This window comes from Pseudomonas sp. SWI7 (assembly GCF_006351945.1).
GTDB lineage: Bacteria > Pseudomonadota > Gammaproteobacteria > Pseudomonadales > Pseudomonadaceae > Aquipseudomonas > Aquipseudomonas fulva.
Window position 1 is genome coordinate 3,287,612 of record NZ_CP040930.1, and the last position, 26,702, is coordinate 3,314,313.

Annotated in this window: 22 protein-coding genes, 2 tRNA genes and 1 pseudogene; 9 read left to right on the forward strand and 16 right to left on the reverse strand. The window is 63.1% G+C overall.

The window, feature by feature from the left end; all coding sequences use genetic code 11:
• Positions 1-197: 197 nt before the first annotated feature.
• The 4 genes from FH041_RS15120 to FH041_RS15135 all read left to right on the forward strand — a co-directional run bounded on the left by FH041_RS15120 (position 198) and on the right by FH041_RS15135 (position 3,278).
• Positions 198-284: transfer RNA gene (locus FH041_RS15120), tRNA-Leu, on the forward strand.
• Positions 285-370: 86 nt separating this feature from the next.
• A tRNA-Leu gene (locus FH041_RS15125) sits at positions 371-457 on the forward strand.
• Between the two features lie 242 nt (positions 458-699).
• Positions 700-1,713 (forward strand): extracellular solute-binding protein, encoded by a 1,014-nt coding sequence (locus FH041_RS15130; RefSeq protein WP_140174811.1) that lies wholly within the window; start codon positions 700-702, stop codon positions 1,711-1,713.
• Complete coding sequence (locus FH041_RS15135) at positions 1,713-3,278, forward strand: iron ABC transporter permease (RefSeq protein ID WP_027913947.1); 1,566 nt, start codon at positions 1,713-1,715, stop codon at positions 3,276-3,278. The genes FH041_RS15130 and FH041_RS15135 overlap by 1 nt, the downstream gene beginning before the upstream one ends.
• A gap of 14 nt (positions 3,279-3,292) precedes the next feature.
• Here FH041_RS15135 and FH041_RS15140 read toward each other — a convergent pair whose 3' ends face one another.
• The 12 genes from FH041_RS15140 to FH041_RS15195 form a co-directional block, all read right to left on the reverse strand.
• Positions 3,293-5,227, reverse strand: a complete 1,935-nt coding sequence (locus tag FH041_RS15140; protein ID WP_125922705.1) for a methyl-accepting chemotaxis protein — start codon at positions 5,225-5,227, stop codon at positions 3,293-3,295.
• 187 nt (positions 5,228-5,414) lie between these two features.
• On the reverse strand, positions 5,415-6,707 hold the full coding sequence (locus FH041_RS15145) for an adenylosuccinate synthase (RefSeq protein WP_023533002.1): 1,293 nt from the start codon (positions 6,705-6,707) through the stop codon (positions 5,415-5,417).
• Positions 6,708-6,763: 56 nt separating this feature from the next.
• Positions 6,764-7,951, reverse strand: a complete 1,188-nt coding sequence (locus FH041_RS15150) for an ATP phosphoribosyltransferase regulatory subunit (protein ID WP_027913949.1) — start codon at positions 7,949-7,951, stop codon at positions 6,764-6,766.
• A 287-nt stretch (positions 7,952-8,238) separates the two neighbouring features.
• Positions 8,239-9,108: a protease modulator HflC gene (gene hflC / locus FH041_RS15155; protein WP_027913950.1), complete on the reverse strand. Its 870-nt coding sequence runs from the start codon at positions 9,106-9,108 to the stop codon at positions 8,239-8,241.
• Positions 9,108-10,286 carry an FtsH protease activity modulator HflK gene (gene hflK, locus FH041_RS15160; protein ID WP_027913951.1) on the reverse strand — a complete coding sequence of 393 codons (1,179 nt, stop codon included), beginning with the start codon at positions 10,284-10,286 and terminating at the stop codon, positions 9,108-9,110. The genes hflC and hflK overlap by 1 nt, the downstream gene beginning before the upstream one ends.
• A 96-nt stretch (positions 10,287-10,382) precedes the next feature.
• On the reverse strand, positions 10,383-11,684 hold the full coding sequence (gene hflX / locus FH041_RS15165; protein ID WP_027913952.1) for a ribosome rescue GTPase HflX: 1,302 nt from the start codon (positions 11,682-11,684) through the stop codon (positions 10,383-10,385).
• A gap of 12 nt (positions 11,685-11,696) precedes the next feature.
• Positions 11,697-11,957: an RNA chaperone Hfq gene (gene hfq, locus FH041_RS15170; protein ID WP_015272006.1), complete on the reverse strand. Its 261-nt coding sequence runs from the start codon at positions 11,955-11,957 to the stop codon at positions 11,697-11,699.
• A gap of 94 nt (positions 11,958-12,051) precedes the next feature.
• Complete coding sequence (miaA, locus tag FH041_RS15175) at positions 12,052-13,023, reverse strand: tRNA (adenosine(37)-N6)-dimethylallyltransferase MiaA (RefSeq protein ID WP_028687881.1); 972 nt, start codon at positions 13,021-13,023, stop codon at positions 12,052-12,054.
• 1 nt (position 13,024) lies between these two features.
• Complete coding sequence (mutL, locus tag FH041_RS15180; protein WP_027913954.1) at positions 13,025-14,914, reverse strand: DNA mismatch repair endonuclease MutL; 1,890 nt, start codon at positions 14,912-14,914, stop codon at positions 13,025-13,027.
• On the reverse strand, positions 14,911-16,341 hold the full coding sequence (locus FH041_RS15185) for an N-acetylmuramoyl-L-alanine amidase (protein ID WP_027913955.1): 1,431 nt from the start codon (positions 16,339-16,341) through the stop codon (positions 14,911-14,913). Before FH041_RS15185 ends, mutL begins: the two co-directional genes overlap by 4 nt.
• A gap of 2 nt (positions 16,342-16,343) precedes the next feature.
• Complete coding sequence (tsaE, locus tag FH041_RS15190; protein WP_027913956.1) at positions 16,344-16,826, reverse strand: tRNA (adenosine(37)-N6)-threonylcarbamoyltransferase complex ATPase subunit type 1 TsaE; 483 nt, start codon at positions 16,824-16,826, stop codon at positions 16,344-16,346.
• The gene (locus FH041_RS15195) at positions 16,814-17,674 is read right to left on the reverse strand and encodes an NAD(P)H-hydrate dehydratase (RefSeq protein ID WP_027913957.1); all 861 of its coding nucleotides are present in this window, start codon (positions 17,672-17,674) and stop codon (positions 16,814-16,816) included. The genes tsaE and FH041_RS15195 overlap by 13 nt, the downstream gene beginning before the upstream one ends.
• A gap of 64 nt (positions 17,675-17,738) precedes the next feature.
• Here FH041_RS15195 and queG point away from each other — a divergent pair, with 64 nt between their 5' ends.
• Positions 17,739-18,803 carry a tRNA epoxyqueuosine(34) reductase QueG gene (gene queG, locus FH041_RS15200; protein WP_028687879.1) on the forward strand — a complete coding sequence of 355 codons (1,065 nt, stop codon included), beginning with the start codon at positions 17,739-17,741 and terminating at the stop codon, positions 18,801-18,803.
• Between the two features lie 84 nt (positions 18,804-18,887).
• Here the strand turns inward: queG and FH041_RS15205 are convergent, their stop codons facing one another.
• Positions 18,888-19,499, reverse strand: coding sequence for a trimeric intracellular cation channel family protein (locus tag FH041_RS15205; RefSeq protein WP_027913959.1), 612 nt, complete (start codon positions 19,497-19,499; stop codon positions 18,888-18,890).
• A gap of 111 nt (positions 19,500-19,610) precedes the next feature.
• On the reverse strand, positions 19,611-20,153 hold the full coding sequence (orn, locus tag FH041_RS15210; protein ID WP_027913960.1) for an oligoribonuclease: 543 nt from the start codon (positions 20,151-20,153) through the stop codon (positions 19,611-19,613).
• Positions 20,154-20,292: 139 nt separating this feature from the next.
• Between orn and rsgA the strand changes: the two genes are divergently transcribed.
• Positions 20,293-21,324, forward strand: coding sequence for a small ribosomal subunit biogenesis GTPase RsgA (rsgA, locus tag FH041_RS15215; RefSeq protein WP_104925732.1), 1,032 nt, complete (start codon positions 20,293-20,295; stop codon positions 21,322-21,324).
• A gap of 81 nt (positions 21,325-21,405) precedes the next feature.
• Here the strand turns inward: rsgA and motB are convergent, their stop codons facing one another.
• Together motB and motA are read right to left on the reverse strand one after the other, a co-directional pair.
• Positions 21,406-22,428 carry a flagellar motor protein MotB gene (motB, locus tag FH041_RS15220; protein ID WP_049696704.1) on the reverse strand — a complete coding sequence of 341 codons (1,023 nt, stop codon included), beginning with the start codon at positions 22,426-22,428 and terminating at the stop codon, positions 21,406-21,408.
• Positions 22,429-22,431: 3 nt separating this feature from the next.
• Complete coding sequence (motA, locus tag FH041_RS15225; protein ID WP_023532967.1) at positions 22,432-23,283, reverse strand: flagellar motor stator protein MotA; 852 nt, start codon at positions 23,281-23,283, stop codon at positions 22,432-22,434.
• A gap of 130 nt (positions 23,284-23,413) precedes the next feature.
• Between motA and FH041_RS15230 the strand changes: the two are divergent.
• The 3 genes and pseudogenes from FH041_RS15230 to asd all read left to right on the forward strand — a co-directional run bounded on the left by FH041_RS15230 (position 23,414) and on the right by asd (position 26,673).
• Positions 23,414-24,948: pseudogene (locus tag FH041_RS15230) on the forward strand (HDOD domain-containing protein).
• Between the two features lie 42 nt (positions 24,949-24,990).
• Positions 24,991-25,800, forward strand: a complete 810-nt coding sequence (locus FH041_RS15235; RefSeq protein WP_027913963.1) for a rhodanese-like domain-containing protein — start codon at positions 24,991-24,993, stop codon at positions 25,798-25,800.
• 9 nt (positions 25,801-25,809) lie between these two features.
• On the forward strand, positions 25,810-26,673 hold the full coding sequence (gene asd, locus FH041_RS15240; RefSeq protein ID WP_027913964.1) for an archaetidylserine decarboxylase: 864 nt from the start codon (positions 25,810-25,812) through the stop codon (positions 26,671-26,673).
• The last annotated feature ends 29 nt before the right edge of the window (positions 26,674-26,702 follow it).

The window sequence follows — 26,702 nt, forward strand, 5'->3', positions numbered from 1 at the left end:
GGACAGCCCCCTGAGGAGCGCCCGGCGAGCGGCAATAGGCCCATGAAATCAACAAGTTGAATTTTTTGAGATTTTTTTTGATCGAGGGCTTTACAGCCCCCGAGGGCATCCGTATAGTGCGCACCACGACGACGGACAACCCCGAAGTTGTAGTAGAGATGAGCGGCGCTGTAAAGCATCTTTTATCTCGAATGTGTGCCCAGGTGGCGGAATTGGTAGACGCGCTGGTTTCAGGTATCAGTGGCTTAACGGCCGTGGAAGTTCGAGTCTTCTCCTGGGCACCAAAATTTTCAAGTAATAGATGACCAAGGATCTGTTACTACTGTGTGAAGCGAACAATAGTCGCCTTCATCAGATGATGTAAAGCTTTGCCCAGGTGGCGGAATTGGTAGACGCGCTGGTTTCAGGTATCAGTGACTTAACGGTCGTGGAAGTTCGAGTCTTCTCCTGGGCACCATACAAAAACCCACTAGCTTGCTAGTGGGTTTTTTCTTGCCTGAAATTTAGCATCATGGCCCCGCCCTTCCGTGTTTTCGGCGTTGTGCAAGATGGCGCACAAAACCCAACGCCTCGCCCTTTCCGACGCGTGCATAGCCCCAAGCACCCCGCTCAATGAATTTATCGTCACCTCGCCACATGAGAAACGATTTCGTTTACCATTGTTTCCAAATATGTAGCCGTAAGCGAGGAAGTACCCGCATGACGATCCGCCCGCAACCGCTGATGCGCACCCTGGCCGCCGCCGTGTTGAGCCTGGTCATCGGCGCTCCGGCCGCCATGGCAGATGCGCCGGTCACCTTGACCATGTACAACGGTCAGCACAAGGAAATCGGCGAGGCCATCGCCAAGGCTTATGAAGCCAAGACCGGCATCCATATCAATATCCGCAAGGGCAGCAGCAACCAGCTGGCCAGCCAGATCATCGAAGAAGGCGAGCGCTCGCCGGCCGACATCATCTATACCGAAGAGTCGCCACCCCTGAATAACCTGGGTGAGCTGGGCCTGCTGGCAAAGATCGATGATGCCACGCTCAACATGCTGCCCAAGGAATATGTCGCCGCCAACGGTATCTGGATGGGCGTGACCGCGCGGACCCGGGTGGTGGTGTACAACCCCAAGAAAATCGACGAGAAGGACCTGCCGACCACGGTCATGGACTTCGCCAACCCTGAATGGGACGGGCGCGTTGGCTTCGTACCCACCAGCGGGGCCTTCCAGGAGCAGGCGGTAGCCATCCTGAAGATGCATGGCCGCGAAGCAACGGAAGAATGGCTGACCGGCCTGAAGGCATTCGGCAAGACCTACACCAACAACATGGTCGCCCTCAAGGCCGTGGAGAAAGGTGAAGTGGGCGCGGTGCTGGTCAACAACTACTACTGGTACGCCCTGGAGCGCGAGCGCGGCAAGCTTGACTCCAAGCTGTACTACCTGGCCGATGGCGACGCCGGCAACCTGGTGACCATTTCGGGTGCCGCGGCCGTGAAGGCCAGCAAGCATCCCAAGGAAGCCCAGGCATTGCTCAACTGGATGGCCAGCGAAGAAGGCCAGCGCGTGATCACCCAGACCACGGCCGAATACCCACTGCACAAGGGCATGGTTTCCGATCGCGGCCTGAAGCCGTTCGACGAGTTGCGCCCGCCCAAGATCACGCCGGCCGACCTCGGCAATGCCGAAGAAGCCCTTGAGCTTGAGCGTGAGGTCGGTCTGCTCTGATGACTGCCGCCCTGACCCAGCCGGTGCCGGTACGTTTCGTACCGCGCCGCAAGCGCCCCTCGATCTGGGTGGTGCTGCCCGTGCTTTTCCTGGTGGCGATGAGCGTACTGCCATTGCTCTACGTGGCCATCAAAGCCTGGGAAGCCGGCTGGCGAGAGGCGCTGTACCTGTTGTGGCGCCCCTACGTATGGGGGCTGATGCGCAACACCCTGCTGCTGATGGTCGGGGTTACGCTGACCTGTATGGTCGTAGGCCTGGCGCTGGCATGGCTGCTGGAACGCAGCGACCTGCCCGGGCGCAGGTTGTGGGGGGTGGTGCTGTGCCTGCCCTTTGCCGTGCCGTCGTTCGTCAGCAGCTTTACCTGGGTTTCGCTGAGCTCGGACTTCGAAGGCTTGGGCGGCGCCATTCTGGTAATGGCCCTGTCCAAGTACCCGCTGATCTTCCTCCCGGTGGCGGCCACTTTACGCAACCTGGACACCTCCCTTGAGGAGTCGGCGCGCACATTGGGTTGCAGCCGCTGGAGCGTGTACCGGAAAGTCACCCTGCCCTTGCTGTGGCCGTCGATGCTGGGTGGCGCCCTGCTGATCGCCCTGCACATGCTCGTGGAGTTCGGCGCACTGTCGATTCTGGGCTTGCAGACATTCACCACCGCCATCTACCAGCAGTTCGAGCTGGAATTCAGCAACGCCAACGCGGCCATGTTGTCCGCCGTGCTGTTGGCCATGTGCTTGATCATGCTGTGGCTGGAACTGCGGGTACGTGGCAAGGCACGGCATGTACGCATTGGCCAGGGCGTGGCACGCCGCGCTCAACCTGTAAAGCTGCGTGGCTGGGCGATACCTGCTCAAGTGTTCTGCCTGGGCCTGGCCGTATTGGGCAGCGGTATTCCATTGGCCATGCTCGGTTACTGGCTCAGTGTGGGTTCATCCGCAGCGTTCCCCATTGCGGATATTTCCAGGGCACTGTTCACATCGCTGTCCGTGTCGCTAGGCGGCGCCGGTTTCTGCGTCGTGCTGGCTCTGCCGATCAGCTTCCTGGTGGTGCGCTACAAGGGGCGCCTGGCCATCTGGGCAGAACGCCTGCCCTACCTGTTGCATGCCCTGCCCGGGCTTGTCATTGCCCTGACGCTGGTGTTCTTTGCCCTGCACTACGTGCCGGCGCTGTACCAGACCACGGCGTTACTGCTTCTGGCCTATGCACTGCTGTTCCTGCCTTTGGCCCAGTCGCCCGTGCGCACGGCCTTGAACAAGGCATCCCCTACGCTGGAAGAGGCGGCCCGCACCCTGGGTGCAAGCAGCTTTGCCGCGTTCTGCAAAGTGACCCTGCCGATCATCTTCCCGGCGATGGCAGCGGCCTTCGCCCTGGTGTTTCTGGACGCCATGAAGGAATTGACGGCAACGTTGCTGCTCAGTCCTACCGGCATGACGACCCTTGCCACCGAAGTCTGGGCACACACGGCCAATGTCGAGTTCGCAGCGGCGGCACCCTATGCGGCGCTGCTGATCGTGGTTTCAGGGTTGCCGGTGTATTTGCTGACAACGCGGATGTACCTGAACCGCGCGTGATGGCCCAAAGCGCATCACGCCCGGAACTGGCCCAGACTTGCCCGAAGCTGGGCCGCCAGATCGTCAAGCACCTTGCTGCTTGCCGTGGTCTGCATCACCACTTCGGCTGAACGTTCGGCCTGGGTATGAATGTTCTGCACCCTGCCGCGCACCGCTTGCGCGCCATTGGCCTGCTGTTCGGCGGCGCGGGTGGCCAGGCCTATCGCCGCATGCACCTGCTCGACGGCAGCCTGTACCGACTGCTGGCGACGCTCGTTGTCACGCAGCACCAGCAGCCCTTCGCTGGCCTTTGTACCCGCCTGACTGATCGTGGCCACCGCCTCCTTCGCCCCTGCCTGCAGTGCGGCAATATGCGCCTGGATGTCACCGGTGGAGCGTTGCGTCTTGCTCGCCAACGCCCTGACTTCATCCGCCACTACGGCAAAGCCTCGCCCCGTCTCGCCGGCACGGGCGGCTTCGATGGCGGCGTTGAGGGCTAGCAGGTTGGTTTGCTCGGCAATGCCGTGGATGACCGTCAGCACCACCTCGATCTGCTCGCTTTGCTTGGCCAGGCGCTCGATGACCTGCGAGCCTGCATCCACCTGCCCGGCCAGGTTTTCGATGAGCCCGGCCAGTTGCGTCGAGGTGCGACTGTTTTCGTCAGTGGCCTGGCGAATGTCCACCACCTGCTGCAAGGCGGCCTGCATGGCATGGCTCTCGGCCTGGGCTTCTTCAGCCATGCTCGACAGGTCGCTCAGGCTGGCCGCCACCTCATCACGCTGCAACGCGGCGGCGGCATCGGCGCCTGCGTTGCGCTGGGTCATGGCGCCGATCTCCACACCGGTGCGCTCGGCCACGTCACCGGCTTCGCGCACGATAGGTTGCAGCTTGTCGACGAAGCGATTGACCGCTGAGGCCATGTCGCCAATCTCGTCGCGGCTGTCCAGGGGTACCCGCTTGGTCAGGTCGCCTTCGCCCGCTGCCAGGTCATCGAGCGCCGCGATCAACAGGCGCAACTTGCTCACCACACGCCGGCCCAGCACTATGGCCACCACCAACAGCACGCCCAGCCCCACCAGCACCAGGCCCAGGCCGATGCGCCAACGCAATTCTGCAGCCGCATCGCGCACGGTTTGAGCTGTATTGTTCTGCATGGCCGCGGCGCTGCCTTGCGCAGCCTCCAGGCGTTCACGCAGTGTCTTGCCACTGTCGGCAGCCGCCCCCACCAGGCTGTCGCCAACCAACTGTTCGCTGCTGGTGATCAAGGCCGCGAAACGTTGATCCAGAGCGGCCAGCTGCTGATCGATGCCGGCGGTTGAAACACCCATCAGCACCTTGCCGATTTCTGCCCCATTCGGGTTGATCGACGCTTCGACCATGTACACAGCAGGGTCGCGGCGTGCGGCCTCGATTACTTTGTCCAGCGCCCGCTCCCCTTGCCCCTTCTCGAGCAATGCCTGGTTGATTGGGTTCTGTCGGTTCAGGTAGCGGGTCAGGTGCTGGCCTTCTGCATCGTCATAAATCACGAACAGAACGTTGGGATTGCGCTGCGCCCGTCGGGCGAAATCCGATAACACCGGCACATCCTTGTCCCAGATGGCGCGCGGCGCCACCGAGGCCAGCAACTCTGCCATGTCGTTGGCGGACTCTTTCAAGGTGCCTTCGAGGGTCTCGCGCAGTTGCTGCTGCTCGGCCTGCAGGCGTGTCGAGAGCCCTGCACTCAAGCGTTGGCGAGTACTGGCAGACAAGCCATCGAGGCCTGCGCGCACCTCCTGGCCGGCTTGTTCCAGATCAGTCGTGAGTTGTTGGCTGTCATGCCCAAGGCGTTGGGCCAGTTCGCGCTCAAGGGCCGAAACCGTGCTTCGTGTCAGGGCAACGGCCACCAGCACCTGCACCAAAAGGGCGATACCCAAGGCCACAAAAACAGGCCGCAACAGGCGGCTTCGTAACAGCGAAAGGATGGCAGACACGGTAAAACCCTCGTGTTTTCTGGCGCCATTACTTTGATGGCATCGACAGACAATTCTTACAGCAAGGGTTATGCCGGTAGCAGCGGGGATACACGCCAAGCTCAAGCAATACGAGCTTCGTACCCACAATGAAAAACGCCGCGACCCCTGTTCAGGGCCACGGCGTCAGATCAGCCTGGAGGGCAGATCAGGCGAACGGATGACGCAGCACGATGGTTTCGTTGCGGTCCGGGCCGGTGGAGATGATGTCGATCGGTGCGCCGATCAGTTCCTCGATGCGGGTGATGTAGGCACGCGCATTGGCAGGCAGCGCTTCCAGGGTCTTGGCACCCAGGGTCGACTCGCTCCAGCCCGGCAGTGTTTCGTACACCGGTTGCAGGCCGATGTAGCTGTCGGCATCGGTCGGGGCTTCGATCACTTCACCATTGGCATCCTTGTAACCTACGCAGATGTTGATGGTCTCCAGGCCGTCGAGCACGTCGAGCTTGGTCAGGCAGATACCCGAGATGCTGTTGACGTCGATGGCGCGGCGCAGGATGACGGCATCGAACCAGCCGCAACGACGGGCACGCCCGGTCGTGGAACCGAACTCATGGCCACGCTTGGCCAAGGTGGCGCCCGTGTCATCGAACAGTTCGGTTGGGAACGGACCCGAACCTACGCGGGTGGTGTAGGCCTTGGTGATGCCCAGGATGTAGTCCAGGTACATCGGGCCCACGCCGGAACCGGTCGAGATACCGCCAGCGGTGGTGTTGGAGCTGGTGACGTACGGGTAGGTACCGTGGTCGATGTCCAGCAGCGAGCCCTGTGCGCCTTCGAACATGATGTCCTTGCCGGCACGACGCAGGTTGTGCAGCTCGGCAGTGACGTCGAGCATCATCGGCTTGAGCTGTTCGGCGTAGGCCATGCACTCGTCCAGCGTCTGCTGGAAGTCGATGGCAGGCTCTTTGTAGTAATTCACCAGCTGGAAGTTGTGGTAGTCCAGCAGCTCGCCCAGCTTGGCGGCAAAACGCTCGCGGTGGAACAGATCGCCCACGCGCAGGCCACGGCGGGCAACCTTGTCTTCGTACGCTGGGCCAATACCACGGCCGGTGGTGCCGATCTTGGCTTCGCCACGGGCTTTTTCACGGGCCTGGTCCAGCGCGACGTGGTACGACAGGATCAGCGGCGCAGCCGGGGAAATGCGCAGGCGCTCACGCACCGGTACGCCCTTCTCTTCCAACTTGGTGATCTCGCGCATCAGTGCATCGGGTGCAACGACCACACCGTTGCCGATCAGGCATTGCACGCCTTCACGCAGGATGCCGGATGGAATCAGGTGCAGAACGGTCTTTTCACCGTTGATCACCAGGGTGTGGCCCGCATTGTGGCCACCCTGGTAGCGCACGACGGCGGCAGCATGTTCGGTCAGCAGATCGACGATCTTGCCTTTGCCCTCATCACCCCACTGGGTGCCCAGGACGACGACATTCTTACCCATTACATTGGTCCTCATTCACGCAAACTTGGTTGCCGGCCTGTTGCCGACGCAGAAACTCACTGGGCCAGCGGCAGAACCTGCCAGCGCCCGTCTTGCTGAATCAATTGACGATCACAATCCGCTTCAAGGGCAGCACTCAGCGGCTGACCAGGCAGGGCCTGGACCACACGCTGGCCCTCGTTGCGCAACTGGCAGACATGCTGCCATAGGGCCGCATCGCCACTGTCCGGCATCCAGATGCCGCCCGTGGGCAGTACGACCTCCGCTCGCCCCAGTGTGACCAGGGTCTTCAAATCCGTGGAGAAACCGGTAGCCGGGCGCGCCCGGCCAAAGTCGGCGCCGATGTCGTCATAACGGCCGCCTTGGGCAATCGACTGCCCTTCACCTGGTACGAACACCGCAAACACCACGCCCGTGTGGTAGTTGTAACCGCGCAGCTCACCCAGGTCGAAGTACAACGGCAACTGCGGGTAACGGGCGGCCAGCCGATCGGCGATGGCCAGCAAATCGTCCAGGGCCGCCAGCACGCTGGCAGGTGCACGACCCAGGCGTACGCGGGCCTCGGCCAGGACTTCCCTGCCGCCGCATAGCTCGACCAGGGCTCGCAACATGTTGCCCACATCGTTTGGCACGTCGGCCGTCAGCGCCTGCACTTCGTCGACCGCCTTACGTTGCAGGGCGTCGAACAACTGCTGCTCGACCGCGCCCGACAGACCGGCGGCCCGAGCCAACCCACGGTAGATACCCACATGGCCCAGGTCCATGTGGACATCAGGCACATCGGCCAACTGCAACGTGGCGAGCATCAGGCTGATGACTTCCACATCGCTGGTGGGGCTGGCATCGCCATACAGTTCGGCACCCAGCTGGATAGGGCTGCGCGAGGTGGACAAGGCACGCGGCTGGGCATGCAGCACACTGCCGGCGTAGCACAACCGGCTTGGGCCTTCACGGCGCAGGGTATGGGCGTCGATGCGCGCAACCTGCGGCGTGAAGTCGGCACGAAAGCCCATCAGGCGGCCGGACTGCGGGTCTACTACCTTGAAGGTACGCTGATCCAGGTCCTGGCCGGCGCCGGTGAGCAGCGACTCCAGGTACTCGATATGCGGGGTGACGACCAGTTCGTAACCCCAACTCTGGAACAGGTCCAACACCTGGCGACGCGCGATCTCGATACGCGCAGCCTCAGGTGGCAGTACTTCCTCGATGCCATCTGGCAGCAGCCAGCGGTCTACCGTTGCCATTACGCCTTTTCCCCTCTGGTCCGGGCGGCCGCCAGCAGGCCGGCCGTCAGTAAAGCAGGTATCGCGCACAGCAACGGGCAGCACTGATCCCAGCGCAGCCACCGTACCCGATACCCTCGAATTGCCTTGCGAACGTGTCAAAAGCGGACCGACACCGGGCCGATCAACCTTGCAGACGCAAAAAAGCCGGGAAATTTCCCGGCTGACTCATCATACACCCCTTTTGATTCGGGATGCACCCTGCCTGGCGTTTTAGCTGCCAGGCGGGGCGCCTGCCCGAATTCGACTCAGGGCCTGCTCTTGTCCATGAAGCGGAAGAACTCGTTCTTCGGATCCAGGACCAGCACGTCGCTCTTGCTGGAGAAGCTCTCGCGGTAGGCTTGCAGGCTACGGTAGAACGCATAGAAATCAGCGTCCTGCGTGTAGGCCTTGGCGTAGATGGAAGCCGCCTGGGCATCACCGTCACCGCGGGTCTCTTCAGCTTCGCGATAGGCCTCGGCCAGCAGCACACGGCGCTGACGATCGGCGTCTGCACGAATACCTTCAGCCAGCTCGTTACCCTTGGCCCGGTGCTCGCGCGCCTCGCGCTCACGCTCGGTGCTCATGCGGTCGAACACGCTGCGGTTGACTTCCTTGGGCAGGTCGATGGCCTTGACGCGGACGTCGACGACCTCGATACCCAGCTCCTTGTTGGCCATGCGGTTCAGCGAAGCGGTGATGTCGGCCATCAACGCGTCACGCTCACCCGACACCACCTCGTGCAAGGTGCGCTTGCCGAACTGGTCACGCAGGCCGCTTTCCAGACGACGGGACAGACGCTCGTCAGCAATCTGCTTCATGCCGGAGGTGGCCGTGTAGAAGCGCTCGGCATCCTTGACGCGCCATTTGGCATAGGCGTCGACCATCACCGCTTTCTTCTCCAGGGTCAGGAACCGCTGGGTAGGCGCGTCGAGGGTCATCAGGCGGGCGTCGAACTTGCGTACCTGGTTCACGTACGGCACTTTCACGTGCAGCCCTGGCTGGACATCGGCCTGGACGACCTTACCGAAGCGCAGCAGAACTGCACGCTCGGTCTGGGACACGATATAGAAGCTGTTCCAGGCCACGATGGCCAGAACCACGGCGGCGATCAGGGCGATCAGCGATCGGTTGCTCATCAGCGGCTCTCCCTAGTGCGCAGTGGCTGCTGTTGCTGTTGCGTGTCCTGCGCCGAGCGCGCGGCCGCAGCGTCGTTGGCCGACGATACGCCGCTTGCAGGCGCGGACGGGTTGCGGCTGCCTTCGACCATCTTGTCCAGCGGCAGGTAGAGCAGGTTGTTCTGCCCGTCCTTGGTCGCCACCATGACCTTGCTCGAATTGCTATACACCGCCTGCATGGTTTCCAGGTACAGGCGCTGACGGGTCACGTCAGGTGCCTTGCGGTACTCGGTGACCAGCTTGGTGAAGCGGTCGGCCTCACCTTTGGCTCGGGCAATGACTTCATCGCGGTAGCCGTTGGCGTCTTCGATGATGCGCTGAGCCTGACCACGGGCTTCGGGCACCACGCCATTGGCGTAGGACTCGGCCTGGTTGCGGGCACGCTGCTCGTCTTCGCGGGCCCGGATCACGTCATCGAAGGCTTCCTGCACTTCACGCGGGGCTGCCGCGCTCTGCACGTTGACCTGGGTAACGGTGATACCGGTGCGGTAGTTGTCGAGGAAACGCTGCAGACGTTCGCGGATGTCCACGGCCATCTGTTCACGACCTTCGGTCAACACCTGGTCCATGGACGTAGAGCCCACCACGTGACGCAGGGCGCTGTCGGTCGCATGCTGCAGGCTGACCTCGGGCTGGTCGACGTTGAGCACGAAGTCCTGCAGGTTGCTGATCTTGTACTGGACGGTCAGCGGCACCTCGACGATGTTCTCGTCTTCGGTCAGCATCTGGCCCTGCTTGGTGTAGGCCCGCTCGCGCGTGACGTTTTCCATGTACTTGCGATCGATCGGCGGGAAGTAGATGTTCAGGCCGGGACCGACCGTCTCATAATACTTGCCGAAGCGCAGCACAACGGCTTGCTCCTGCTCGTCGACGACATACACGGCGCTGTACAGCCAGATGGCCGCCAGCACTGCCAGGCCGATGGCCAGCAGCCCCAGGCCGCCGCCCTTGCCGACATTGCGGTCACCGCCACCCCGTTTCTTGCCACCACCGAACATGCCGTTGAGGCTGTCCTGCAGTTTGCGGAAGGCCTCGTCCAGATCCGGCGGACCTTTTTTGTCGCCGCCACCACCGCCACCGCGGCGGCCGCCCCAGGGATCCTGATTGTTCGAGTTGCCACCCGGCTCGTTCCAAGCCATAGCGCTCTCCATCTGATAAAGCAAAGACGCGCCCACGGCGCGCCGTCCAATGCTACAGAATGCCTGTCACTGCTGCCCGACGACCTCGTGGGGCATTTATTGCAAAGTGTGTTGCTCGACAAACACTTGCGGCTCCATGCCTTCACGGCTGACCAGGCGATTGAGTTCGACCCTGGGCAGACGCACGCTCAGCAGGCTGCGCCCTTCTTCATCATGCGCTTCACTCTGCACCGCGCCCAAGTCAAAGAATTGCGCGCGCAGGCGAGCAAAACGTTGTTCCAGGCACAAGGTGCCGACAAACAGATCATCACCCAGCAACTCGGCAATCGCCTGGCCAACCAGCTCCAGGCCACGCCCGTCACGTGCCGAAACCCAGACCCGCTCCGGCTTGCCGTCGGCGTTGCGCTGGATCTGCGGCTCGACCTCTTCGAGCAGGTCGAGTTTGTTATACACCTCGAGGATCGGCAAGCCTTCAGCGCCAATCTCGCCCAATACTGCCAGCACCTGCTCGATCTGCTCCATGCGCTCGGGCTCATGGGCATCGATCACGTGCAGCAGCAGGTCGGAGTTGCTCGACTCCTCGAGCGTAGCTCGAAACGCCTCGACCAGCTTGTGCGGCAGGTGCCGGATGAAGCCCACGGTATCGGCCAGCACGATAGGCCCCAGGTCGTTGAGCTCAAGCCGACGCAGCGTCGGGTCGAGGGTAGCGAACAACTGGTCGGCCGCGTACACCTGCGACTGGGTCAGGGCGTTGAACAACGTGGACTTGCCGGCGTTGGTGTAGCCCACCAGCGAGACCGACGGGATGTCCGCACGCTTACGCCCGCGACGCGCCTGTTCACGCTGGCTGCGCACTTTCTCGAGGCGGGACTTGATCTGCCGGATGCGCACGCGCAGCAGGCGACGGTCGGTTTCGAGCTGAGTTTCACCCGGCCCCCGCAGGCCAATACCCCCTTTTTGTCGCTCAAGGTGGGTCCAGCCGCGTACCAGCCGCGTACTCATGTGCTCAAGCTGGGCCAGTTCGACCTGCAGCTTGCCTTCGTGGGTACGTGCGCGCTGAGCGAAGATATCCAGAATCAGCCCGGTCCTGTCGAGCACACGGCACTCGAACACGCGTTCGAGGTTGCGCTCCTGGCTGGGCGTGAGGGTGTGATTGAAAATCACCAGGTCTACCTGCTCGGCATGGACACGGTCGTGCAACTCCTCGACCTTGCCACTGCCAATCAGGTACTTGGCCGAGGGCTGATGCCTCGTGACCGTTACCAGCGAGACGATGTCGGCACCGGCCGACAACGCGAGTTCCTGAAACTCCTGCGGGTCTTCGCGCGCCTCAGGGTTCTGACCTTCCAAGTGAACGAGCAGCGCGCGTTCACCACCACCGTGGCGCTCAAAGAACAATGCAGGCTCCTATCAGGCGTTGCCTGGCTCGCTGTCGCCGTGATCGGAATCGGACGGGCTTGGCAGACGAACCGGGCGGGCAGGTACAACAGTGGAAATGGCGTGCTTGTAGACCATCTGGCTGACGGTGTTCTTCAGCAGTACCACGAACTGGTCGAACGACTCGATCGAGCCTTGCAGCTTGATGCCGTTGACCAGGTAGATCGAAACCGGAACCTTTTCTTTTCTCAAGGTATTCAGGTAAGGGTCTTGTAGCGAATGCCCTTTTGACATATGCCGCACTCCTGTAAGGATAAATAATTGGAAAATCTGAAAAAACGATAAGTAAGGCCGGCTTTCACAAGGATAGACGGCAATCAGCAGGGACTCAGCTCAATATGGAGACGGCCCCAAGGTATTTCAAGGTGCGGGACAGATTGTCGCAGGCCAGGCTGTCGAGCCAATGCACGCCTGGCCAGCCACGCAGCCAGGTGAATTGCCGCTTGGCCAGCTGCCTGGTCGCGATGATACCGCGTTCACGCATCTCATTCTCAGTCAGCTGGCCGTCCAGGTAATCCCAGACCTGCCGATAGCCCACTGCCCGTATAGACGGCAGCCCGGCGTGCAAGTCACTTCTGGCTCGCAGCAATCGGACCTCGTCGACAAAGCCCTGTTCCAACATCTGTGAAAATCGTAACGCAATTCGCTGATGCAGAATGTGACGATCTGTAGGCGCAATCGCAAGACTGGCGACAGTATAGGGCAAATGACCGCAGGCGCTTGCGTCTACACCGCTACTTTCAGCCAATTGACGCTGGCGATGGGCCGTCATGCTTTGCCCGCTGACCCGGTATACCTCCAGCGCCCGGATCAACCGCTGCGGATCGTTGGGATGAATGCGCGCGGCCGACTCCGGATCGACCTCAGCCAACTGCCGATGCAGCGCTGCCAGGCCCTCGGCCTCGGCCAGAGCCTCGAGCTCGGCCCTGACCTGGGCATCGGCCGCCGGCATGTCGGCCAGCCCCTCGGTCAACGCCTTGTAATAGAGCATGGTCCCGCCCACCAGCAAGGGGATGTTGCCGCGTGCGGTGATCTCGGCCATCACGCGCAAGGCGTCGGCACGAAACTGCGCTGCCGAGTAGGCTTCGGCCGGGTCGCGGATGTCGATCAGGTGGTGCGGGTGGGCAGCCAGGACGACCTTCGAGGGCTTTGCCGAACCAATGTCCATGCCCCGATAGACCAGGGCAGAATCAACGCTCACCAGTTCGCAGGGCAAGACCTTGCTCAGCTCGATGGCCAGGTCGGTCTTGCCCGACGCGGTCGGGCCCATCAGGAATATTGCAGGGGGCTTGCCACTCATGTCATCGACCGCGCAGGAATAGTTTGTCCAGATCATCCAGGCCCATCTGGGTCCATGTGGGACGGCCATGGTTGCACTGGCCGCTGCGCTCGGTATTTTCCATGTCGCGCAGCAAGGCGTTCATTTCAGGAATCGCCAGGCGCCGATTGGCACGCACGGCACCGTGGCAGGCCATGGTGCCGAGCAGTTCGTTCAGGTGTGCCTGAATACGGTCGCTGGTGCCGTACTCCATGAGGTCCGCCAGCACATCCTGCACCAGGCGGTTGGCTTCGGCCTGCTTGAGCAATGCTGGAATCTGGCGAATCGCCAGCGTTTCCGGGCCCAGGCGCTGCAGTTCGAAGCCCAGGCGCTGGAACCAGGCCGCGTGTTCTTCGGCGCAATCGGCCTCGCGCTGGCTCAGGGCGAGCGTTTCGGGCACCAGCAGCGGCTGACCGCTAAGACCCTCGCTGGCCATGGCCACCTTCAGCCGCTCGTACATGATCCGTTCATGGGCGGCATGCATGTCGACGAGCACCAGGCCCGCGGCGTTCTCGGCCAAAATGTAGATGCCCTTGAGCTGGGCCAATGCGAAGCCAAGCGGGGGGATGTCGCCCTGGCTTTCCGGCAGCGCGGCAGCGCCTTCGCTCAAGGGCTTGTAGAACTCGCGATAGACCGCCTGGGCCTCGGCAGCCGGCAATGGCTGCGACGGCCTGGGCGTGTATGAGTACTGGTAACCCGCGCCACTGCCACTGCCGGCAATGGGAGACGGCGCAGCACGTGGTTGCTCGAGCACGGCCGCAGCCAGGCGCATTTCGCCCTGAGGCCCGAACTCGCCTGCTTGCTGCCCCGTCGGCCGGGTCGCCTCAGGCAGGGCAGCCGGGGCAGCCAACTGGTCTTCGGGACGCACATCGGCCAGGGCACGGTGCAAGGTGCCGTACAGGAAATCGTGGACGCTGCGGCCTTCACGGAAGCGCACTTCGTGCTTGGTTGGGTGAACGTTGACGTCCACGCCGTTGGGCTCAAGCTCAAGGAACAGTACGAAGGTCGGGTGACGACCGTTGAACAGCACGTCCCGGTAAGCCTGGCGTACGGCATGGGCCACCAGCTTGTCACGCACCGCGCGCCCGTTCACGAAGAAGTACTGCAAGTCTGCCTGGCTGCGCGAGTATGTCGGCAACCCGACCCACCCCCACAGGCGCAGACCGTTGCGCTCCACGTCGATGGGCAGGGCCTGCTCCATGAAACCGGGACCACAGATGGCGCCCACCCGCCGGGCCCGGTCGGCTTCTTCGCGGGCCTCGTGCAAGCTCAGAATGCTCTTGCCGTTGTGCCGCAGATGGAAGGCCACGTCGAACCGGGCCAGTGCCAGGCGCCTGATCACTTCCTGCAGGTGGTCGAATTCGGTTTTCTCGGCCTTGAGAAACTTGCGCCGCGCCGGCGTGTTGAAAAACAGGTCCCGCACTTCCACGGACGTGCCGACAGGGTGCGCAGCAGGCTGCACCCGCGCGGTCATCTCGCGCCCTTCGGTTTCCACCTGCCAGGCTTCGCTGGCGTTGGCCGTGCGCGAGGTCAGGGTCAGCCGTGCGACCGAGCTGATCGACGCCAGGGCTTCACCGCGAAACCCCAGGCTCAGGACGCCTTCGAGGTCTTCCAGCTCGCGGATCTTGCTGGTGGCATGGCGCTCCAGCGCCAGCGGCAGGTCGTCGGCAGAGATGCCGCTGCCATCGTCGCGCACCTTCAGCAGCTTGATGCCACCTTGCTCGACGTCCACGTCGATCCGGCGAGCACCGGAGTCGAGACTGTTTTCCAACAGCTCCTTGGCAACCGATGCGGGCCGTTCCACCACCTCGCCAGCCGCAATCTGGTTGGCCAGCCGCGGGCTGAGCAGCTGGATGCGTGAGCCGCCGCTCATTGCGAGGCCAACGTGGTGGCAGGAATGTCCAGGCGCTGGCCGACCTTCAGTTCATCGGTCTTGAGGCTGTTGGTACTGCGCAGGCTGGTGACGCTGACTTGATAGCGAACCGCGAGCATGGCCAGGGTCTCACCAGGCCGCACCGTATGTTCACGCGGGCCCTGGGCGATCTTGCCGCTGTCGCGTAGCCACGCCACGTAGGTGCCTGGCGGTGGGTTCTGCTGGAAGTACTGGCGAACCCCGGTGTGAATGGAGCGGGCCAATGCCTGCTGGTGGCTGCGCGTAGCCAGCTTGGCGGCTTCTGCATTGTTCGAGATGAAACCGGTCTCGACCAGGATCGACGGAATGTCCGGGGACTTGAGCACCATGAAGCCGGCCTGCTCCACGCGCTGCTTGTGCAGCGAGGTGATACGCCCCATGTTGCCCAGCACCTTCTGACCGACGTTGAGGCTGGAACTGAGCGTGGCCGTCATCGACAGGTCGAGCAGCACCCCGGCCAGCATGCGGTCCTTGTCGTCGAGGCTGACATTGCCGGCACCGCCGATCAAGTCGGAGCGGTTTTCCGTATCGGCCAGCCAGCGTGCGGTCTCGGAGGTCGCACCGCGGTCGGACAAGGCGAACACCGAGGCGCCGAAGGCAGCGCGCGACGGGGCAGCATCGGCGTGGATGGAGATGAAGAGGTCGGCGCCTTTCTTGCGAGCGATCTCGGTGCGCTTGCGCAATGGGATGAAGTAGTCGCCCGTGCGCGTCAGCTCGGCGCGAAAGCCCTTCTCGCTGTTGATCTGGCGCTGCAGTTCGCGGGCGATCTGCAGGACGATGTCTTTTTCATGCTGCCCGCTGGAGCCCGAAGCGCCAGGATCCTCGCCACCGTGGCCAGCATCGATGGCCACCACGATGTCGCGCTTGCCACTGGGCACCGGTGGCAGCTTGATGGCTGGCTGGGTCGGCGTGACGGGCACCGCTGGCGTGGTGGCCGGCGCCTGCACCGGTGGCGGCGCAGGCGTTGGGGCACTGGCGGCAATGGCGTCCGCCTCCTGGTCGTACAGGTCGACCACCAGACGATTGCCGTATTGCGCGTTGGGCGCCAAGGTAAAGCTCTTGGGCGTGACCGACTTCTTCAGGTCCACGACCACCCGCAGGTCGGTCGGTGTGCGCTGGGCCGAGCGCACGCTGCTGATCGGCGTATTGGACGTTGCCACCTTCAAGGGTGCGCCCAGGGTTGCGCCGTTGATGTCGATGACCAGCCGATCGGGTGCGCTCAATGTGAAGACACTGTGCTGCACAGGCCCGGACAGGTCGAAGACCAACCGGGTGTTGTCCGGCGCACGCCACAGGCGCACGCTCTTGACTTGAGTGACGGCCAGAGCCTCAACGGTCACCGTTGTCAGCAAAAGCCCAACGATGGCGACCAGTGCGCGTATGCGCATACCTACCCCGCTTGCTGTTTATAGTATTCGGCCAGTGCCACGCACCAGGCGTCGCCGCGAGCCCCCTGCGGCGAAAGTACAAGCGAGCGTCCGCTCGCCTGGGGGCTTATGGTAATGGTCAGGTCAGGCTTTGGCAAAACGCCCGCACCCTTTTGTGGCCACTCGAACAGGCACAGTGGATCATCCTCGAAATAGTCACGAATGCCCATGAACTCAAGCTCCTCCGGATCGACCAGCCGATAGAGGTCGAAGTGAAAAGCTCGGACATCACCAATCTCGTAGGGTTCTACCACGGTAAATGTAGGGCTTTTCACCGCACCCGTATGGCCCAACCCACGAATAAGGCCGCGAGACAGGGTTGTCTTGCCAGCGCCAAGGTCGCCTTCCAGGAAGATGATCCCGCGCCCACCGGTTACCCGGGCGAGTTGGCCGCCGAAGGCGACCATGGCCGCTTCGTCGGCCAGAAACAGGTTTAAGCCAGACACGCTGAATGCTCCTCCAACAACTCACGAATCACAGGTATCAGGTCACTGGCGGCCAACCCACGGCCGCCGCTACCCAGGCGCTCGCCAGCACAGGCATGCAGCCAGACGCCCAGGCCTGCGGCGTCCCAGGCGCCAAGCCCCTGGGCCAGCAGCGCGCCGCACACGCCACTGAGCACATCCCCAAGGCCTGCGCCCGCCATGGCCGGATGGCCACGGTCGCAGCGCGCCAGCCGCCCTTCGGGGTCGGCGACCAGGGTACCTGCGCCCTTGAGCACACACACGCTGTTGTGGCGGCGTGCCAGCTTGCGCGCTGCACCCGGGCGATCCGCCTGCACCGCTTCGGTGGAAATACCCAGCAGCCGCGCAGCTTCGCCTGGATGCGGGGTCAGGATACTGCCACTGGGCAGCGCAAGGGGCGTGGCTGCCAGCAGGTTCAGGGCATCGGCATCCCAGACCTGCGCGCCATCGGCGTTGGCCACGGCGGACAGCAGGCTGCGCCCCCATGCCGCCTGCCCCAGGCCAGGCCCCACGACCGCCACCGAAGCGCGGGCCAGCACGGTCATCAACTGGTTGGCCGACTGCACGCCCAGGCACATGGTTTCGGGCATCCGGGTCAGCCCGGCGCCCACGTGCTCCGGCCGCGTGGCTACGCTCACCAGCCCAGCGCCGCAGCGCAAGGCGGCCTCGGCACTGAGCAGGACGGAGCCGCCGGTGCCAAGGTCGCCGCCGACCACCAGCACATGGCCGAAGTCACCTTTATGGGCCTGAGCAGGGCGTGGCGGCAGGTGGGCAACGGTCAGGCTGCTCAGCACTGTGGGGGTGTGTAGGGGGTTACTGGTCTGTTGCATGGGGTCAAAAGCTCCAATGTCTGGCAGAATTATACGCACCTCTGCCCGTATTGCTTGCCCATCCATGTCCGCCTCCACACCTGACCTCGACGCATTGGCCCACAACATCAAGCTGTGGGGCCAGGAACTGGGCTTTGCCCACGTCGGCATCGCCGGTATCGACCTGGGCGAACACGAGCACCACCTGCAGCGCTGGCTGGACGCCGGTTATCAGGGGGAGATGGAATACCTGGGGGCGCACGGCAGCAAGCGCGCCCACCCCGAGCAACTGATCCCAGGCACCGTGCGCGTCGTCTCGCTGCGCATGGACTATCTGCCCGGCGACACGCAGATGGCGCAGCGCCTGGCCCAGCCGGAGAAGGCCTACGTGTCCCGCTATGCCTTGGGCAGGGACTACCACAAGCTGGTGCGCAAGCGTGTGCAGTCGCTGGCCGACCGCATCCAGCAGGCCATTGGCCCCTTTGGCTACCGAGCCTTCGTCGACAGCGCGCCAGTTCTGGAAAAGGCCCTGGCCGAACAAGCCGGGCTTGGCTGGATCGGCAAGAACACTCTGTTGCTCAACCGCAAGGCCGGCAGCTATTTCTTTCTGGCCGAACTGTTCGTCGACCTGCCTCTGCCAGTGGACCAGGCCACCACCAGCGAACACTGCGGCCGCTGCACGGCTTGCCTGGACATCTGCCCCACCCAGGCCTTCGTCGGCCCGTACGTGCTGGATGCCCGCCGCTGCATCTCCTACCTGACCATCGAACTCAAAGGGCCGATTCCCGTGGAGTTGCGCTCGATGATGGGCAACCGGGTATTCGGCTGCGACGACTGTCAGATCGTCTGCCCCTGGAACCGCTTCGCCAAGCCCAGCCGCGAGCAGGACTTCCAGCCCCGCCACGGCCTGGAGAACGCGGAACTGGCGCAGATGTTTCTGTGGGATGAGCCTACTTTCCTGCGCAAGACCGAAGGCGGGCCTCTGCGACGTGCCGGTTACGAGCGCTGGCTGCGCAACCTGGCCGTCGGCCTGGGCAACGCCCCTTCCACGATCCCGGTCATCGAAGCCCTCAAGGCGAGGCGCGACGATGCCTCGCCGCTGGTGAGGGAGCACGTGGAGTGGGCGCTTGCCCGGCACGGGGTGGCATGAACCTGCTGGGAGGCTACGCCGCCTCTGCAGCCTTGCGGTGAAGCACAAAGCCTGAGCCTGCTAGCCGGGTGCGGGCGCCCACCTTCACTGTTGGTCATTGTAATGAAACTTGGGCATCTCCCAGTGAAAGCGAATAGCCAGCAACCGCACCAGAAACCCACCGAACAACGTCAGCAGCATGGCTTGCTCCGCGGGCACCTTGAAGTAGTCGCAGCCCAGGTAGAACCAGGCCGCGGCGAACGACACGCTTGCGTATAACTCCCGGCGGAACACAAGCGGAATGTCATTGCAGAAGATATCCCGCAGAATTCCGCCGAAGACCCCCGTGATCACACCGCTGATGGACGCCACCAGCATCCCCTGCCCCATCTCCAGCGCGGTCATGCAGCCAATGAGGGTAAAGGCCACCAGCCCCAAGGCGTCGAGCACCAGAAACAGGGAGCGCAGGCGGCGCATCATCGGCGCGATGAAAATGGTCAACAGCGCCGCGCAGCTGGTCAGCACCAAGTATTCCGGGTGCTTGACCCACGTCAGCGGGTAGTGCCCCAACAGCATGTCACGCACCGAACCACCGCCCAATGCGGTCACGCACGCGATCAGCACCACGCCGAACCAGTCCATGCCGCGACGGCCGGCAGACAGCGCACCGGTCATCGCTTCGGCGGTGATGGCGATCAGATAAAGCATCAGCAACATGAGCAAGACCCACACCGATCACACACGCGAGCGGCCGTCAGCGCAAAGAACCGGGCATCAGTGCCCGGCCCGTCATTGGCTGGCCGCATGCAGCGTGTGAGCTACGTTTTTTTAGAATTTGATGAAGTGTTCGCGGTAGTGGCGCAGCTCGGCGATGGATTCGCGGATATCGTCCAGCGCCAGGTGCGTGTTGCCCTTGCTGAAGCTGTCTCGCACCTCGGGGGCCCAGCGCGCTGCCAGCTCCTTGAGGGTGGAGACGTCGAGGTTGCGGTAATGGAAGTAATTTTCCAGCTGACGCATGTGCCGGTACAGGAACCGACGGTCCTGGCAGATGCTGTTCCCGCAGATCGGCGACTTGCCCTTGGGTACCCACTGCTCGAGGAAGGCGATGGTCTGGGCCTCGGCCTGGGCCATGCTCACCTGGCTCTCACGCACCCGCTGGGTCAGGCCGGAGGCGCCGTGGGTGCGGGTGTTCCAGTCGTCCATTCGCGCCAGCACTTCATCACTGTGGTGGATGGCGATGACCGGTCCCTCGGCCAGCGTATTGAGGTCGCTGTCGGTGACGATGGTGGCCATCTCGATGATGACATCGCTGTCCGGATCCAGCCCGGTCATCTCCAGGTCGATCCAGATCAGGTTCTGTGGGTTTTGCATGCAGGCACTCCTCCGATGGAGGCTTATATTAGCGCAGTGCACCCTCATGAACCAAAGTGAAGCGGACAGCGTTCAGGCCCGGCATGCTAGACTGCCAGTCGTTTTCTACGCCCCGCTCGGGGCCTTCTACGGAGCGTTCATGGCCAAACGCCAGCTCAACCGTCGCCAGAACTGGCGTATCGAAAAAATCCAGAACGAGCGCGCTGCACGTGCAGCAAAGCGCGAGCAGCATGCCTTGCAGGAACTGGAAGGCGGCGACCTTGGGCCCGAACAGCTGGGGCTGGTGATCGCACACTTCGGCGTGCAAGTCGAAGTCGAAGCCCAAGATGGCGACACCGCAGGCCAGGTATTTCGCTGCCACCTGCGCGCCAACCTCCCGGCATTGGTCACCGGCGACCGCGTGGTCTGGCGTGCCGGCAACCAGGGGATCGGCGTCATCGTTGCGCAGATGCCCCGTGCAACCGAACTGTGCCGCCCCAACAACCATGGCCAGCTCAAGCCAGTGGCCGCCAACGTCGACCTCATCGTCATCGTTTTCGCACCGGCGCCGGAACCGCACCCCAACCTCATCGACCGCTACCTGGTGGCCGCCGAACATGCCGGCCTGCGGCCCCTGTTGCTGCTGAACAAGGCCGACCTGGTCAATGACGAGAACGGGCCAGGCCTGCAGGCGCTCCTGGACGTCTACCGTGAACTGGGCTACCCGCTGCTGGAAGTGTCGGCGCACCAAGGGGATGGCATGCAGCGCCTGCAGCAGGCGCTGGATGGACACATCAGCGTCTTCGTCGGTCAGTCGGGGGTGGGCAAGTCGTCACTGGTCAACAGCCTGCTGCCACAGGCCGGCACCCGGGTCGGTGACCTGTCGGAATGGTCTGGCCAGGGCACCCATACCACCACCACCGCCCGCCTCTATCACTTCCCCAACGGGGGCGACCTGATCGACTCGCCGGGCATCCGTGAGTTCGGCCTGGGGCACGTCCGCCGCACCGATGTAGAAGAAGGCTTCATCGAGTTCCGCGACCTGTTCGGCACCTGTCGTTTCCGCGACTGCAAGCATGATCGCGAGCCCGGGTGCGCTCTGCTCAAGGCTCTGGAAGACGGGCGAATCAAGCCTCAGCGAATGAACAGCTACCGCTCGATCATCGCCAGCCTGCCGGAAGAAACCTACTGATCAACCCCTGCGAGCACGATGCAGGCATGGCGCCTCGTCCGATCCGGCAGTGACCGGCAGCCCCACGGGGCTGCCAAGCCCTCACTGCTCCTTGGTCTCATCCATCTTCAACGTGCCGTCCTCGAAGATGTTGAGCTTCTGGCGCAACTCACGTGGCTGCATGGGCGTCTGGTCATCGACCGCCGAAGGTGCCGGTGCGGATGGTGACGGTGCCTGCGCCCCGGCAGGCGCTTCAGCCGGCGGGGGCGCGGCGCCCTGCTCGCCTTCGATATCACGCTGGGCCTTCTTGGTCAGCACGATGATGTCGATCCGGCGGTTTACCGGGTTGAGCGGGTTCTTGCGATCGAACAGCGACGAAGACGCATACCCCACCACCCGTGCCACCTGACCCTCTGGATAGCCCCCTGCTACCAGTGCTCGCCGTGCAGCATTGGCGCGGTTGGCCGACAGTTCCCAGTTGCCGAACTCGCCAGCACCTGCGTACGGCTTGGCATCGGTATGGCCACTGACGCTGATCTTGTTGGGCACGGTCTTGATGGTATCGGCCATGGCCAGCAGGATGTCCTCGAAATACGGCTGCAAGCGTGCGCTGCCGATGTCGAACATGGGCCGGTTCTCGGCGTCCATGATCTGGATGCGCAGGCCGTCCTGAGTGATCTCGAACAGGATCTGGTCCTTGAACTTCTGCAGCTGCGGGTTCTCTTCCACCTTGTTCTGCAACTCCTGCAGCAGCAGCTCGAGGCGCTCGCGCTCGACCTGCTCGGCCATGGTTTCCACCTGGTCCTTGTTCAGTTCGATGCTGGTGTCGGGGGTCGGCTCCGATTTCACCTCGGGGTTGATGGTCTTTTCCGGCGCCAGCTCGGGCGAGCCGCCCAGGTCGATGACGTAAGGTGTACCGCTTTCGGAGAAGCCGATCGGGTCCTTGAAGTACCCGGCGATGGCGATCTTCTGCTCAGGTGTTGCCGTCGACAGCAACCACAGCACCAGAAAGAACGCCATCATGGCCGTGGCGAAGTCGGCAAAGGCGATCTTCCAGGCGCCACCGTGGTGGCCGCCGCCAAAGCGCTTTACGCGCTTGACGATGATGGGCTGATTGTTCTCCATGACTCAGCGACCGCGTACCGCTTGCTCGAGCTCGGAGAAGCTGGGGCGATGCTTGGGGTACAGCACCTTGCGCCCGAACTCCACGGCCAGCGACGGCGGCATGCCCGAGGCCGAAGCGACCAGCGAGGCCTTGATCGACTCGTACAGGTTGAGTTCTTCCTTGGCATCGTGCTCAAGGCACTTGGCCAGCGGGCCGAAGAAGCCATAGGCGGCGAGAATACCGAAGAAGGTACCCACCAGGGCGGCGCCCACGTGCATACCGATGGCTGCCTGGTCACCATCGCCCAGCGACGCCATGGTGACGACGATGCCCAATACGGCTGCAACGATACCAAAGCCTGGCATGCCATCTGCGACCCCAGTGACCGCGTGGGATGGATGCTCCAGCTCCTCCTTCATGCTCAGCAGCTCCATGTCGAACAGGCCTTCGAGTTCGTGGGGGGCCATGTTGCCGGTGGACATGATGCGCAGGTAGTCGCAGACGAACGCAGTCATGCGCTCATCGGCAAGTACGGTCGGGTACTTGGCAAAGATCGGGCTGGCCGAGGCGTCTTCGATGTCGGCCTCGATGGCCATCATGCCTTCGCGGCGGCTCTTGTTGAGAATCTCATAGACCAGCCCCAGCACTTCCAGGTAATAGCCATGGGTGAAGCGCGAGCCGAACATCTTCATCGACTTCTTCAGAACGTGCATCGTCATGTAGCCAGGGTTGGCTTGCAGGAACGCACCAAAGGCCGCGCCGCCGATGATCAGCACTTCGAACGGCTGGATCAGCGCCGCAATCTTGCCGTGGGAGAGGACGTAGCCGCCGAGCACGCTCGCGAATACGACGATGATGCCGATAATTTTAGCCATAGATTCAAAGCACTTGCTGTCGTGGTCAGGGAAAGAGGCGGGAGCGTCAAAACTCTTCTTCTCCTTATCGGCAGAACTGCGCCAGACTATAGCCACTAAAAGCGAAAAGCCAGTTTGGACTGATGTCAAAATGCCAATCGAAACCGAGGTATCCGGCCAGGCCCCGCGTACGCTAGAGGCTTGGGTGAAGTTGCTGGAGAGTGTGCGCATTCCTGTGCCCAAGCACAGCTACGACCGGGTCATGGCGGCCATCAACGATAACCGGCGTTCATTGCGCGACATCGCCGAGCTGATGCAGGACAGCCCGGCCCTGGTGCTTTCGGTGATGCGCGAAGCCAACCACCCGACCAACGCCAGCCAGGCCGAGCCGGCCGAAAGCCTGGAGATCGCCCTCAATCGCCTGGGGCTTGAGCGTAGCGCTCTCCTGCTCAGGCGCCTGCCAGCCCTGCCGATCGAAGACATCCCGCCGGTGCTGCGCCAGTTCCAGTTGATCAGCCAGCATGCCTCGCAGCAGGCCAGCGGCCTGTTCGCCAGCCGTCTGGCGCGGCTGTGGCAGGAAATTCACTGGGGTAGCCTGCTGTTCCTGTCCCCGTTATGGCCGCTGGCATTGGCCCACCCGAAGCTGCTCGACACCTGGGAGCTGCGGGTCATCCATAAAGGTGAAGACGCCGCCATTGTCGAGCAGGAGCTGTTCGGTGTTCGCATCATGGCGCTGTGCCAGGCCGTGGCCCAGCAGTGGCGCCTGCCGCAATGGGTGACCCAGGGCTATCGCCTGCTGCTCGAGGAGCGCGACCAGCTTGCCCAGGTGTTGAACATCGCTCGGGACGAAGACCTGCTCAATCAACAACACCGGCTCGATGCCGAGCCCGGCCTGCGGCGCTGGTTCAACCAACCGGCCAACACCGTGCTGCTTGCCAACAACCTGGCACTGGCAGCGCAGGTGGGCTGGGACAATCCCCACCTGCTGCGCTGGCAACTGCTGACCGCACTCTACCTGCAGACCTCGCTCGAAGATGTTCAACAGCAGGTTCACCAACAAGCTGCGGCCAGTGCCAGGCGTCATGCGCGCCTAGCACTGTTCCACCCTGCCGAGGCCTTGATCTGGCCCTGGCATCAACGCCGCCCCCACCCGGACATGCTGGCGCCCCCGCCCCCACCGCCGAAGAACTGGCGCGCTGGCGGTCGCTCTGCCAGGACTTGCTGGCCCAGCCCAGTCCTTTCACCAATACCGTGCACCTGGCGGCCCAGGCCCGTGAAGCGGTACTGGCGTGCGGCATGCAACGCCTGCTGCTGCTGGGCCTGGACCGTGCCAATGACTGTCTGCGCGTGCAGCAGGCAGCCGGGCTAGCGAAAGAGGCGAGCAGCCTGATATTGCCGGTGGCGGCGAATAAGCTGCTGCAAAAGCTGATGTCCAAGGCCGGGCAACTGCGCATTACACCCGAAAACCACACCCAGTTCGCCTCGTTGTTGCCGCCGCCCTTGCGTGCCCTGTTCCGAGGCGAGCATGTGCTGCTGCGCTCGCTGGCGGTCAATGACCAGGTGCTGATGCTCTTGGTGGCCGACCAAGGGTGCCGGCCCCTGGCCGACATCAGCGTGCAGGCTTTTGGCAAAACCTCGCAATGCATCGAACGGGCGCTATCGGTGTTTGCCAACCGCAAGGGCTGAGCCTTGCGCTACAATCGCCTCTTTGCACACTGGAGACCGTGGATGACCGACTTTTCCGGCCTGCCGCTGGTGATCGAAGCCGCCGACCTGTTGCCACGCCTGGGCTCGCCCGACTTGATCCTGGTCGACCTCAGCAGCGCCAATCGTTACGTCAGCGGGCATATCCCGGGCGCGCATTTCGTCGAGGGCAAGCGGACTCAGCTCGGTCAGCCGCCTGCACCGGGGCTGCTACCGCCGTTGAGCGACCTGGAAAAGCTGTTCGGCGAACTGGGCCACCGCAGCGATGCCGTCTATGTGGTGTATGACGATGATGGCGGTGGCTGGGCTGGCCGCTTCATCTGGCTGCTCGATGTGATCGGTCACACCCGGTACCACTACCTCAACGGTGGCATCCAGACCTGGCCTGCCGACCGGCTCAGTACCGATGTGCCTGCCAAGGGTACCCAGCCGGTGAGTTTGCACCTGCATCCGGAACCCACCGCCACCCGCGAATACCTGCAAAGCCGCCTGGGCGCCGATGACCTGGCAATCTGGGATGCTCGCGCCCCACAGGAATTCACCGGCGAAAAAATGCTCGCGGCCAAAGGCGGGCACATACCCGGTGCGGTCAATTTCGAATGGACCGCCGGCATGGACCTCAATGACCATCTGCGCATCCGCCCGGACATCGCCGAAGTGCTGCAGTCCCTTGGTATCACGCCTGACAAGGAAGTGATCACCCACTGCCAGACGCATCGCCGCTCCGGCTTCACTTATCTGGTGGCAAAGGCCCTCGGCTACCCGCGAGTCAAAGCGTACGCTGGCTCCTGGAGCGAATGGGGCAATCACCCGGACACGCCTGTCGAAGTTTAAGGAACCTGAATGAAATCCCGTCTGTTCATCATCAGCCAGTACCTGCTGCCGCATCACCTGCTGTCGCGCCTGGCCGGCTGCGTTGCCGAGTGCCGCGCCCGCTGGTTCAAGAACGCCTTCACCGCCTGGTTTGCCAAGCGCTACCAGGTCGACATGCGTGAGGCGCTGGTCGAAGACTTGACCGCCTACGAGCACTTCAACGCGTTCTTCACCCGTGCCCTGAAACCCGGCGCACGCCCCCTGGACCAGACCCCCGGCGCCATCCTGTGCCCGGCCGACGGTGCAGTGAGCCAGGTGGGACCGATCGAGCACGGCCGCATCTTCCAGGCCAAGGGCCACAGCTACAGCGCACAGGAACTGCTGGGCGGCGACCCGGCCATGGCGGCCCCCTTCATGGGCGGCGAGTTTGCCACTGTCTACCTGTCACCCAAGGACTACCACCGCGTGCACATGCCGCTGGCAGGCACGTTGCGCGAGATGGTCTACGTGCCGGGGCGGCTGTTCTCGGTCAACCAGACCACCGCAGAAAACGTGCCCGAACTGTTCGCTCGCAATGAGCGGGTGGTCTGCCTGTTCGACACCGAGCGCGGCCCGATGGCGGTCGTGTTGGTCGGTGCCATGATCGTGGCTTCCATCGAGACCGTCTGGGCAGGGCTGATCACGCCGCCCAAGCGCGAGCTCAAGACCTTCCGCTACGACGACGCCAGCCGTGCGCCGATTCACCTGGAAAAAGGCGCCGAGCTGGGTCGGTTCAAGTTGGGCTCGACGGCGATCGTGCTGTTCGGCCCCGACCAGGTCAAATGGGCCGAACACGTGGGCGCCGCCTCGGCCGTGCGCATGGGCCAGCTGTTGGCCACGCCGTTACAGGCGTAATGGCCTGAGACGTGGCCCCAGGGTTCGGG

Excerpts from the sequence above, each read along its gene's own strand:
- FH041_RS15130 (WP_140174811.1), top strand. The coding sequence starts at position 700 with ATGACGATCCGCCCGCAACCGCTGATGCGCACCCTGGCCGCCGCCGTG.
- FH041_RS15135 (WP_027913947.1), top strand. The coding sequence starts at position 1,713 with ATGACTGCCGCCCTGACCCAGCCGGTGCCGGTACGTTTCGTACCGCGC.
- FH041_RS15145 (WP_023533002.1), bottom strand. The coding sequence starts at position 6,707 with ATGGGTAAGAATGTCGTCGTCCTGGGCACCCAGTGGGGTGATGAGGGC.
- FH041_RS15150 (WP_027913949.1), bottom strand. The coding sequence starts at position 7,951 with ATGGCAACGGTAGACCGCTGGCTGCTGCCAGATGGCATCGAGGAAGTA.
- hflC (WP_027913950.1), bottom strand. The coding sequence starts at position 9,108 with ATGAGCAACCGATCGCTGATCGCCCTGATCGCCGCCGTGGTTCTGGCC.
- hflK (WP_027913951.1), bottom strand. The coding sequence starts at position 10,286 with ATGGCTTGGAACGAGCCGGGTGGCAACTCGAACAATCAGGATCCCTGG.
- hfq (WP_015272006.1), bottom strand. The coding sequence starts at position 11,957 with ATGTCAAAAGGGCATTCGCTACAAGACCCTTACCTGAATACCTTGAGA.
- miaA (WP_028687881.1), bottom strand. The coding sequence starts at position 13,023 with ATGAGTGGCAAGCCCCCTGCAATATTCCTGATGGGCCCGACCGCGTCG.
- mutL (WP_027913954.1), bottom strand. The coding sequence starts at position 14,914 with ATGAGCGGCGGCTCACGCATCCAGCTGCTCAGCCCGCGGCTGGCCAAC.
- FH041_RS15185 (WP_027913955.1), bottom strand. The coding sequence starts at position 16,341 with ATGCGCATACGCGCACTGGTCGCCATCGTTGGGCTTTTGCTGACAACG.
- FH041_RS15195 (WP_027913957.1), bottom strand. The coding sequence starts at position 17,674 with ATGCAACAGACCAGTAACCCCCTACACACCCCCACAGTGCTGAGCAGC.
- queG (WP_028687879.1), top strand. The coding sequence starts at position 17,739 with ATGTCCGCCTCCACACCTGACCTCGACGCATTGGCCCACAACATCAAG.
- FH041_RS15205 (WP_027913959.1), bottom strand. The coding sequence starts at position 19,499 with ATGTTGCTGATGCTTTATCTGATCGCCATCACCGCCGAAGCGATGACC.
- orn (WP_027913960.1), bottom strand. The coding sequence starts at position 20,153 with ATGCAAAACCCACAGAACCTGATCTGGATCGACCTGGAGATGACCGGG.
- rsgA (WP_104925732.1), top strand. The coding sequence starts at position 20,293 with ATGGCCAAACGCCAGCTCAACCGTCGCCAGAACTGGCGTATCGAAAAA.
- motB (WP_049696704.1), bottom strand. The coding sequence starts at position 22,428 with ATGGAGAACAATCAGCCCATCATCGTCAAGCGCGTAAAGCGCTTTGGC.
- motA (WP_023532967.1), bottom strand. The coding sequence starts at position 23,283 with ATGGCTAAAATTATCGGCATCATCGTCGTATTCGCGAGCGTGCTCGGC.
- FH041_RS15235 (WP_027913963.1), top strand. The coding sequence starts at position 24,991 with ATGACCGACTTTTCCGGCCTGCCGCTGGTGATCGAAGCCGCCGACCTG.
- asd (WP_027913964.1), top strand. The coding sequence starts at position 25,810 with ATGAAATCCCGTCTGTTCATCATCAGCCAGTACCTGCTGCCGCATCAC.